Below are 10,535 nucleotides of genomic sequence, written 5' to 3' on the forward strand. Positions count from 1 at the left end.
GCCACGGGAGCGCGCGTCAATTGTTGTCAGCCCCCCTTGCGACACTCTTTCACGGCATGCTTTGAAGGCGTGTCGAGCCTGCGGTCCATCTCGGACCTGGTGCTCACGTCCTGGGGGATCTCGCATGCTCGCCGAAGCCATGTTGCGCGCCAATCAGGCCGAGTTCGAGTTTCAAGCGGGTCCCCTCTCGGCCGCCGAACTGGCCGTACTGGGCTTCGAGGCGGAGGAAACCCTCTCTCAGCCCTACTCGGTCGAGGTCGCGCTGGCCGTGAAGCCAGAGGTGGAAGTGGATGAGAAGGCCTTGCTCGGCAAGGACGCCCTACTCACCGTCCTACTCGGAGAGGGCGCGCGATACTTCCAGGGCATCATCGCCCGCGTCACGCGCTGGGATGAGGGCAGCGGGCCCGAGCGCCGCCGCTACCGCGCCACCGTGGTGCCCAAGCTCTGGACGCTCAAGCACACGCGCAAGAGCCGCATCTTCCAGAACCTCACCGTCCCGCAGATCGTCCACAAGGTCCTGGACGAGGGGAAGGTGGAGCACGAGCTGTCGCTCACGGGCACCTACGTGAAGCGGGAGTACTGCGTGCAGTACCGCGAGTCGGATCTCGACTTCGTGTCGCGGCTCCTCGAGGAAGAAGGCATCTACTACTTCTTCACGCACACCGAGGACGCTCACAAGATGGTCCTCGGCGATGGCGTCTCCGCCAACCCGGACATGCAGGGCGAGCCCAAGGTCCTCTTCCGCGAGCGCACGAAGATGGTCGCGGCGCAGGAGTACATCCACGAGCTGGTCGCGCGCACCGAGGTCCAGCCCGGCGCCGTCATGCTGCGCGACTTCAACTTCACCAAGCCCACCCAGAGCCTGGCCGTCACCCAGAGCGCCGAGGGCGGCGAGGCCGCGCTGGAGATCTACGACTACCCGGGCCGCTACGACGCGACGGGCGCGGGCAAGTCACTGGCCAAGGTGCGCATGGAGGAGCTGCGCGCCCGCGTGGAGACCATGACGGGCGCCAGCTACTCGCGCCGCATCTGCGCCGGCCACCTCCTGGAGGTCACCGACCATCCCGACAGCCGCCTCAACATCCAGTACCTGCCGGTGACCGTGCGACACGTGGGCCACCAATCCGAGGGCCTGCTGTTCGAGCAGTCCGCGTCTCGGCACCACGAGGCGTATCGCAACGAGTTCGTCTTCCAGCCCGCCAGCGTGCCCTTTCGTCCCCCGCGCGTCACGCCCCGCCCCGTCATCCCGGGCGCGCAGACGGCCATCGTCGTGGGCCCCGCGGGCGAGGAGATCCACACCGACGAGTACGGCCGGATCAAGGTCCAGTTCCACTGGGACCGCGAGGGCACCCAGGATGACAAGAGCTCCTGCTGGATTCGCGTGAGCCAGTCCTGGGCGGGCCCCAGCTGGGGCGCGCTGTACCTGCCGCGCATCGGGCATGAAGTGGTGGTGGAGTTCCTGGAGGGAGATCCGGACCGCCCCATCGTCACGGGCAGCGTCTACAACGGCCAGAACCCCACCCCGGTGGACCTGCCTGGAGAGAAGACGCAGAGCACGCTGCGCTCCAGCTCCAGCCCCGGCGGAGACGGCTCCAACGAGCTGCGCTTCGAGGACGCGGCGGGCTCGGAGCTCGTCTATCTGCACGCGCAGAAGGACTTCAACATCGTCGTCGAGAACGACAAGGACCAGCTCGTCGGCGGCAACGAGTCGCTCGTCGTGAAGAAGGACCGCAGCCGCGTCATCGAGGGCAACCAGTCCCTGGTGGTGAAGAAGAACGACGACTCCACCATCTCCGGCAACCAGTCCCTGGAGGTCACCCGCAACCGCACCACCACCGTGATGGGCAACCACACGGAGTCGGTCACCGGCGATCAGTCCATCAGCGTGAGCAGCAACCAGGCCGTCTCCGTGGCGCTCGCGTCCGCGGAGAACGTGGGCCTGGGGAAGATGCTCAACGTGGGCGGCGCGCTGGCCGTGACGGTGGGCGCGGCCTTCAACGAGTTGGTGGGCGGCCTCAAGTCCGAGCAGGTCGGCGGCGCCAAGGTGGAGATGGTGGGCGCCAAGAAGTCGGAGATCGTCAAGGGCTCCCGGACCCTCCAGGTCGGCGGCGACCTCTCCGAAGAGGTCGCGAAGACACGCACACTCAAGGTGGAGAAGGACTTGCTTTTGAGCGTGGGCGGCAAGGTCAATCACGCCGTCACGGACGCGTACGCGGTGTCCGCCAAGGAGATCGCCCTGGTGGCCGAGGAGCAATTCACCCTCAAGGTCGGCAAGGCCACCATCCAGGTCAAGAAGAACGGTGACGTCGTCATCACGGGCGCCAAGTTCGAGTTCACCGCCGACGGCGATGTCATCATCAAGGGCTCGAAGATCGCCGAGAACTGAGGGCGGGTAAAAGCAGACACCCTGGGGTGGGTTGAATCATTTCATTGTGTCTGGCAGTTTACGTCCCGCGCAAAAGCATGCGGGACATTCCCGCGGGGGGGATCAGCGCACGTGCAATGGACGCGGAAGTTGGCGCAGGAGCACTCCAGCCTCGGGGCCGGCGTGAGACATTCCTGGACCCGCCCCCTGCTCACGGTCGCCGTGATTGTCTTCACCTGTGCCACGGGATGTTTCAAGCGCGTGGCCGGACCGTGCGAGACACCGCCGCCCTTCCAGGTGGTGGTGGATCCCTCCGAGCAGCTCAATCCCGATCAGCGCGGGCGCTCGATGCCCACCGTGGTGCAGATTGTCCAGCTCAAGGACAGCGTCCGGCTGGAGCGCGCGGGCTTCAAGGATTTGTGGGGCCGGCCCGAGGAGTTCCTCAGGGATGACCTGCTCCAGGTGGCGGAGCTCGTCGTCGCGCCCGGCAAGCAGATGAAGCGCTGGGTGCAGCGAGATCCCAAGGCGCACTTCGTGCTGGCCATGGCGCAGTTCCGGCAGCCGCTCGGCTACGCGTGGCGCACGGTGGCGGTGCTGCCTCCGGTGGAAGCCGACCAGTGCGTGGAGCGCCCCGCCGGACAGCAGTCCGAGCCCAAGAGCGGTGACGAGGTGTTCCGCTACCGGCTGCAGGGCTACCAGATCGACCTGATGCTCCGGCCCATCTCGCAGGGCCCGGAACCGCGACACAACCCCCAAGCTGGCGACGAGCCGTCGCCCCGGAGAGGTGCATGAAGTCCGTGCAGCGCGTCGTGTGGTCCGAGGGCATGTTCATGAGCCCTCACCACCTCCAGCAGCAGGATCTCTACCACGAGCTGCTTCTGGAGATGCGGCTCGCGGCGCTGGAGCCGTACCCCTGGGGTGTGGTGGGAATGGAGGTGGACATGGAGGCGCTGCGCGCGGGGACGTTCCAGCTCGCGCGCTTCGTGGGCGTGCTGCCGGATGGCCTGCCCGTGGCCTTCGAGTCCGGAGACGCCGAGGCGCCCCCGGCCCGGCCCGCGGACGGCTACTTCCCGCCGGCGCAGCGCACGCTGGAGGTCTACCTGGGCGTGCCGCGCGAGCGCAGCGGCGTGGAGAGCTACGGCGCGGGCGACAAGATTGGCGGCAGCCCGCGCTACACGCCGAGCGCGCGCCCCATCAGCGACCTGACCGCGTCCACGTCCATCGCGCAGGTGTCGTTCGGCCAGCGCAACGTGCGGCTCCTGTTCGGCACCGAGTCGCGCGATGACTTCGACACCATCAAGGTCGCCGAGCTCACGCGCGACAAGTCCGGCACGCTGGTGCTGGTGGACGCGTACATCCCTCCGTGCCTGCGGGTGGATGCCTCGCCGTTCATCATGAACGAGGTGCGCACGCTCCTGCGGCTGATGGTCTCCAAGCAGCGGCAGCTCTCGTCGCGCCGGCGCCACCGCGACGCCTCCGCGCTGGAGTTCACGCCCTCGGACGTGACGCTGTTCCTGGAGCTCAACGCGCTCAACGGCGCCATCCCGCTGCTGCAGCACACGCTGGACGCGGGCAACCTGCGCCCCCGGGACTTGTACCTGTCCCTGTCGCAGTGCGCCGGCCAGCTCTGCACGTTCTCGTCGGTGGCGGACCCCAGCACCCTGCCCGCCTTCCAGTTCACCAACCTGCGCACCACGTTCGAGGACCTGTTCCGGCGCATCGCGGACCTGATGCGCTCGGTGGCCCTGGAGCAGTGCCTGACGGTGGGGATGGAGGCCGGCTCGGACGGCATGTTCCGCGGGAAGCTGGAGGACGAGCGGCTGGAGCGCTGTGGCCAGTTCATCCTGTCCGTGCGCAGCGAGCTGTCCGAGAAGCTGGTCGCCGAACAGCTCCCCAAGCTGTCCAAGGTCGCCAGCTGGGACGACATCCGCAACCTGGTGCGCGCCGCCGCGCCCGGCGTGCCGCTGGCGGTGACGTACCGCCCGCCGCCCGAGGTGCCGGTGCAGCCGGGGGTCGTCTACTTCAGCCTCTCCCTGCAGGACACGTACTGGAAGAACGTGATGCGCGACCGGAACCTCGCGCTCTACCTGCCCCACCCGTTCGACGCGAACCGCACGACCGTGGAGCTGCTCGCGGTCCCCACCGCCAACCGCTAGCGCAGGGCCTTCGACCATGGATCGAGTGACCGAAGCGACCAAGGATTGCCTCGACGCCGCCATCCAGCTGCGCAACTCGGACGCGACCGCCGTCCCGCCACCGGAGACGCTGCATCACCGGCTGCGAGGCGTGGTGGACGAGATGCTCCGGCGTGCCGCCGTCCTGGGCTTCAGTCACCAGGACGCGCAGGACATGGCCTACGGCGTGGTGGCGCTCATCGACGAGGTCGTCCTCAACCGGCCCGAGGAGTACCGCCAGTTCTGGATGACCAACCCGCTGCAGCTCCACTACTTCAACGAGAACATCGCGGGTGACGGCTTCTTCAACCGGCTCAACAGCATCCGGAAGGACCCGCACCGCGCCGAGGTCCTCCAGGTCTACTACCTGTGCATGCTCTTCGGATTCCAGGGCCGCTACCGCATCCGCGGCGGCGAGCTGGAGCTGATGACGCTCATCGACACGGTGCAGAAGGACCTGGAGCGCGCCAAGCCCTTCGACTTCGACGTGCTGTCACCGCACGGTGACCGGCCCACCGAGACGCTGCTGTCCCAGAAGAAGAAGGCCTCGGTGATGACGCTGTCGGCGGGCGCGCTGGCCCTGGCGCTGCTGCTGTACGGCGGGCTCGTCCTGACGCTGAACAACAAGGTGTCCACCCTGCTCAAGGACATCGAGGTCCACATGGCCCGGAACACGGGGGGCGGCAAGTGATGCCCTTCCTCTTGTACCTGATGGGACTGGCCGGCGTGTCGTGGGCGGCCGTCACCCACCTGGGCATCCCCTGGCAGGTGGTGGCGATCGCCGCCGCGCTGCTCACGGCGCTGGTGGGCGGGGGGGTGTTGCTCGTCAAGCGCATCCGCTCGCGGCGCGCCGCCGCCAAGCTGGAGGACGCGCTCGCCGAGCAGGCCGAGGAGCAGGCCAAGACGGTGCGGCCGGACCTCCAGCCCGAAATCAAGGCGATGCAGGGCGAGTTCACCAAGGCGGTGGAGGCGCTCAAGGCCTCCAAGCTGGCGCGCGGAGGCAAGGACGCGCTCGCGGTGCTGCCCTGGTACCTCATCATCGGACCACCGGGCGCGGGCAAGACGACGGCCTTGCGCAACTCGGGCCTGAAGTTCCCCTACCTGTCCGCGCGCGGCGGCGGCATCCGCGGCGTGGGCGGCACGCGCAACTGCGACTGGTGGCTCACCAACGAGGCCGTCATCCTCGACACGGCGGGCCGCTACACCTCGGGCGAGGAGGACCGCCCCGAGTGGCTCGCCTTCCTGGACACGGTGTCCAACCACCGCCCCAGCCGCCCCATCAACGGCCTCATCGTGGCCATCAGCGTCAGCGAGCTGATAGGCGCGGATCCTCAGGCGGTGGGCGAGATGGGGCAGACCATCCGCGAGCGCCTGGATGAAATCACCACGCGGCTGAAGATGCTGGTGCCCGTGTACGTGGTCGTCACCAAGTGCGACCTGTTGCCCGGCTTCGTGGAGATGTTCTCGGACCTGTCGCGCGTGGAGCGCGGACAGATTTGGGGCTTCACCGTCCCCATGGAGCAGCGCGCCGAGGCGAGCACGGACCTGTTCCGCGAGCGCTTCGACGAGATGCTCAACGTGGTGGAGCAGCGCGCCCTGCGCCGGCTGGGCCAGGAGCGCCGGCTGGAGACGCGCGAGCGCATCTACCAGTTCCCGCAGCGCTTCGACTCGCTCCGCAAGAACCTCACGGAGATGCTCCAGCCGCTGTTCCTGGAGAACGTGTTCCAGGACACGCCGGTGTTCCGCGGCCTGTACTTCACGAGCGGCACGCAGGACCTGCGCGCGGTGGAGAAGGTGTCCCCCACGGCGGCGGACCTGTTCGGGACCACCAACGGCAAGCCCCAGGTGGAGGGCGCCACGGAGGGCCGCAGCTACTTCCTCTGGGACGTCTTCACCAAGGTGATGTTCCTGGACCAGAAGATGGCCGTGCGCAGCTCGCTGGAGGAGGCGCGCGTGCGACGGCGGCGGCTCGTCCTGGCGAGCGCGGCCTTCGCGGCCACCGTCTTCTTCCTGCTCTTGCCCACGCTCGCGTACTTCCAGAACCTGTCCCTGGCCAACGACGTCAAGGACGCCATCACCCGCGTGACGTTGGATCCGCGCGACGACATCCAGCGCGTGGAGGACCTCACGCCGCTGCGACAAGAGCTGCAACGGCTCACCGAGGACCGGGACCACGGCGCGGCCTTCTACATGCGCTTCGGCATGTATCAGGGCGAGCGGCTGCTGGCGCCCGCGCAGTCCTTCTACAACACGGCGCTGCGGCGCGTGCTGCTGGGCCAGCAGTTCGAGCGAATCGAGCAGGGGTTGGACCTGTTCGGCAAGAACCCCAACCTGCTGGAGATCAAGAGCGAGGCGGACTACCGCCAGCACTTCGAGGAGTACCGCCAGTACTTCGAGGACCTGAAGCTGTACCTGCTCGTCACCCAGCCGCGCGACCAGCGCGAGCCCGAGCTGGATGAGCAGCAGCAGGAGTGGCTGGTGCGGCAGATCGTCAGCCACTGGAAGAACGTGCGCGGCGACGCGAACCTGGAGGCCGTCACCAAGCACGCGGCCACGTACATCCAGATGCTCGCGGGCGACACGGCCATGGCGTTCCGGCGCAACACCAACGTGGTGCGCGGGGCGCGGCGCTCGCTCAACAACGTGCCCCTGGTGCGGCTGGAGCTGGCGCAGCTCGTGGCCAACGTGAGCAACGAGTACCCGGACGTGACGCTGGAGCAGTTGGTGGGCGCGATGCCGCAGATGCACGCGGACAAGCGCGTGCGAGGCGCCTTCACGCGCAACGCCTACGAGCAGGTGGTGCGGCAGCGGCTGGACAGCGCGTTCCGCGACCGCCAGGCCTGGGTGTTGGATCGCGACGACAAGGTGAACGAGGAGCAGTCGCGGCGCGAGCTGCGCACGCGCTACTTCGAGGCGTACATCCAGGAGTGGACCGACTTCCTCAACGCCATCCGCGTGCAGTCCCCCGAGGACCTGTCGCAGACCGAGGAGCTCCTGGCCAACCTCACGCGCGGCAAGCCGCCGCCGTACGGCCGCCTGTTCCGCTCCGTCACCTACAACGCGCAGTTGGAGAAGCGCGAGCTGCCCGCGGCGGCGGGCGGCAGCAGCGTGGGCAAGGCGCTGGCGGGCCTGTTCAAGAAGGGCGAGGAGAAGGTGGAGGCGCGGCGCGAGCTCGTCGATCCGGACTCGCCTTCCGGGGAGAAGGAGAAGACGGCGCGCGACGTGGAGCGAGAGTTCGCGTCCATCGTGCGCTTCACCACCGAGGCGTCGCCCACCGAGGACCAGCAGGAGAAGCTGACCCCGCTGGACTTCTATCAGGACCAGCTCGCGCTCGTGCAGCTCACGCTCCTGGAGGTGAAGGACAAGCCCTCCGAGGCCGGCAAGCTGCTCGACAAGATCAAGTCCACGCGCGACACGGTGGAGCTGCTCGTGCGCAAGCAGGAGGGCAACACCGCCATCTTCGAGCGGCTCCTCTTGCCGCCCTTCCAGGAGATGCGCAGCGTGGTCTTCCGCGGCGTGGCCGAGGGCAAGAGCAAGCTGTGGTGCGAGCAGATCGTCGCGCCCTTCGCGCAGTCGTTCCTCAACCGCTACCCCTTCGTGAAGAGCTCGCAGAAGGACGCGCCGCTTCCCGAGGTGGCCGAGTACCTGCGCCCCGAGGGCGGCACGGTGCGCAAGTTCGTCAAGGAGCAGCTCCTGGAGGACGTGGTCCAGACGGGCCGCAAGTGGGAGTTCACCACCTCAGGCACGAACATGTACCGGCCGGACCTGCTCAACTTCCTGGAGAAGAGCGGCGCGCTGGCCACCACGCTGTTCCCCGGCGGGGACACGGTGGATCCGCTCGTGCGCTTCCAGGTGCGCGTGCGCGCGGGCACGTCCGCGGACACCTCCGCGTCGGAGATCTCCTCCATCACCCTCACGCTGGACGGCACCGACGAGATGTACCGCAACGGTCCGGATACGCAGTGGAAGCAGATGATCTGGCCCGGGCAGGCGGGGAAGCTGGGCGCGCACATCCACGTGGAGAACGCGGGAGGCGCCACCGCGGACATCGACGAGCCCGGTGAGTGGGGGCTCTTCCGCCTGCTGGAGCGCGTGAAGCGAATCGAGCCGAGCGCGGACGGCCGCTACTTCACCGCCACGTGGGAGGTGGAGGAGATGAACGGCGCGCTGCTCGCCATCGACTTCCGGCCGGAGCGCACCGCCAACCCGTTCTTCGGCCTGGCCGGCAACACGTCCAAGCTGTTGGCCATCTTCCGCGACCCCGGCCTCCAGCCGCCGCGCGGAATCTCGCGCAACAAGTCCGGCTGTGGCGGCGAGCTGCTGTCGGCTGACGGGACACCCTGATGGCGGAGTCCTCGTCGCGCATCGGGCTGTTGGGCAAGACGCCCCGTCAGGCGGAGTTCATCCGCCTGCACGCGGCCACGCCCCTCGCGCTGCGCCTGCATGGGTGGCTGGAGGAAGGCGTGGAGCGTGCGCGGCGGGCGCGGGTGGCCTTGCCCTCTCAGCCCGTGCGCTTCGTCTTCACGCTGCCCGGCGCGAAGCAGGTGCTCGTGGGCCTGATGGCGCCCAGCCGCGACAGCGTGGGCCGCGACTTCCCGCTCGCCGTGTTCGCCGAGGTGCCCAGCTCGCTCGTCGCGGGCCGCAGCGCGCTCGTTCCGGAGGGCTTCCGGCCGTTCTTCCAGGCAGCCACCGCGTTGGTCGAGCGCGCGGCCGAGTTGGAGGTGGCGCCACTGCTGGAGCACGCCACCGCGCTGCCCCTGCCCGGTCCCGGAGACCTGGGGACGGCGGAGCGGCTGCGCCAGGGCGCGCTGACGGGCCATGGCCCCGCGGAGCTGCTCGGCCCCATCGTCGAGGGCACGCCCGATGGCGGTCGCTACTACGCGCTGCGCACCTTCCTCACCGCGTGCGCCGGGGAGCGGGGCCGCGAGCAGTCCGCCGCCACGGTGGGGTTGGATTGCCCGTTGTCCACGAAGGTGGGGCCCGTGCCGTGGCTGGAGCTGGCCACGCGCCTGCTGAAGTGGAACGCGCTGCCCCCCACCTTCTTCTGGTCCGAGGGCGCCGCGCCTCGCCTGTTGCTGTGCCTGGGCGCGGCCACGCCGTCCTACTTCCTTCACCTGGCCCAGCCATCGCGCCCCGGCGCGCAGGTCTGGCCGCTGCGCACGGAGCGCCCCGCCGCGCTCGCCCAGGCCCGCGCCGCGTTCAGCGCCACGCAGCGGCAGGTCATCGACTCACCCACCACCTCGCTCGAACACCTCCTGCGCGCGCTCGCGCGCTGAGAACCGCTCCATGTCCACCGCCGTCACCCCCGAAGAACTGCGCGCGCGAGTCCGCCCCTGGGTCGAGCCCATCCAGGGTGGCGCGCCCGCGGGCGTGGCGGCCAAGCACGACCCCGCCTACGAGGCGGTGGCGGCCGAGGTGGCGCGACTGGAGTCTCCCGCGGGCGAGCCCGTGCGCTGGGACGATGTGGTGGTGGGCGCCAGCGGCCTGCTCCAGCACACCACCAAGGACCTGTGGCTCGCGGCGTACCTGGGCTACGGCCTCTTCTCCACCCAGGGCCTGTCCGGCGCCACCGTGGGCCTGACCCTGCTGGGCGAGCTGACCGAGCGCTACTGGGCGGACCTCTTCCCCGAGCTGAAGCGGCTCAAGGGCCGGGCCAACGCGGTGACGTGGTTGGTGGACCGCCTCTCGCGGATGCTCCCGGCGCTGCCGCCCGCGCAGGTGGACGCCCAGGGCCTGGACGCCCTCGCGCAGTCCGCGCGCAAGCTGGCCGAGGTGTCTCGTCAGCGCTTCGCGGAGCAATCCCCCGCGTTCGGCTCGCTGACGGACGCCATCGCGCGGCTGCGCGCGGGCCTGCCCCAAGAGGCCCCGCCCGCTCCGCCCCCCGCGCCCGAGGCCCCCGTCGCGGTGGCGACGGGCCCCGCCCCGTCGCCCGCCCAGCCCGCGCCAGTCGCGCCCCCCGCGCCGCGGGTGGAGCTGCCCGCGCCGCCCAGCCCACC

The 10,535-nt window shown here is 69.3% G+C and carries 7 protein-coding genes; all 7 read left to right on the top strand.

Annotated elements, in window-relative coordinates; translation table 11 throughout:
* The first annotated feature begins 124 nt into the window (after nucleotides 1–124).
* On the top strand, nucleotides 125–2,386 hold the full coding sequence (locus KRR26_RS34355) for a type VI secretion system Vgr family protein (RefSeq protein WP_120210986.1): 2,262 nt from the start codon (nucleotides 125–127) through the stop codon (nucleotides 2,384–2,386).
* 162 nt (nucleotides 2,387–2,548) lie between these two features.
* Entirely contained in the window at nucleotides 2,549–3,157 is a 609-nt protein-coding gene (tssJ, locus tag KRR26_RS34360) for a type VI secretion system lipoprotein TssJ (protein ID WP_328707267.1), read from the top strand.
* Nucleotides 3,154–4,521, top strand: coding sequence for a type VI secretion system baseplate subunit TssK (tssK, locus tag KRR26_RS34365; RefSeq protein ID WP_120210985.1), 1,368 nt, complete (start codon nucleotides 3,154–3,156; stop codon nucleotides 4,519–4,521). The genes tssJ and tssK overlap by 4 nt, the downstream gene beginning before the upstream one ends.
* A 16-nt stretch (nucleotides 4,522–4,537) precedes the next feature.
* Nucleotides 4,538–5,230 carry a DotU family type IV/VI secretion system protein gene (locus KRR26_RS34370; protein WP_120210984.1) on the top strand — a complete coding sequence of 231 codons (693 nt, stop codon included), beginning with the start codon at nucleotides 4,538–4,540 and terminating at the stop codon, nucleotides 5,228–5,230.
* Complete coding sequence (tssM, locus tag KRR26_RS34375) at nucleotides 5,230–8,883, top strand: type VI secretion system membrane subunit TssM (RefSeq protein WP_233577564.1); 3,654 nt, start codon at nucleotides 5,230–5,232, stop codon at nucleotides 8,881–8,883. Before KRR26_RS34370 ends, tssM begins: the two co-directional genes overlap by 1 nt.
* Nucleotides 8,883–9,815 (top strand): type VI secretion system-associated protein TagF, encoded by a 933-nt coding sequence (tagF, locus tag KRR26_RS34380; protein ID WP_120210982.1) that lies wholly within the window; start codon nucleotides 8,883–8,885, stop codon nucleotides 9,813–9,815. The genes tssM and tagF overlap by 1 nt, the downstream gene beginning before the upstream one ends.
* 10 nt (nucleotides 9,816–9,825) lie before the next feature.
* Nucleotides 9,826–10,535 (top strand): type VI secretion system ImpA family N-terminal domain-containing protein (locus tag KRR26_RS34385; protein WP_217081902.1); only part of this gene is annotated, 710 nt, incomplete at its 3' end.

The organism is Citreicoccus inhibens (assembly GCF_019039035.1).
GTDB lineage: Bacteria > Myxococcota > Myxococcia > Myxococcales > Myxococcaceae > Citreicoccus > Citreicoccus inhibens.

Excerpts from the sequence above, each read along its gene's own strand:
- KRR26_RS34355 (WP_120210986.1), top strand. The coding sequence starts at position 125 with ATGCTCGCCGAAGCCATGTTGCGCGCCAATCAGGCCGAGTTCGAGTTT.
- tssK (WP_120210985.1), top strand. The coding sequence starts at position 3,154 with ATGAAGTCCGTGCAGCGCGTCGTGTGGTCCGAGGGCATGTTCATGAGC.
- KRR26_RS34370 (WP_120210984.1), top strand. The coding sequence starts at position 4,538 with ATGGATCGAGTGACCGAAGCGACCAAGGATTGCCTCGACGCCGCCATC.
- tssM (WP_233577564.1), top strand. The coding sequence starts at position 5,230 with ATGCCCTTCCTCTTGTACCTGATGGGACTGGCCGGCGTGTCGTGGGCG.
- tagF (WP_120210982.1), top strand. The coding sequence starts at position 8,883 with ATGGCGGAGTCCTCGTCGCGCATCGGGCTGTTGGGCAAGACGCCCCGT.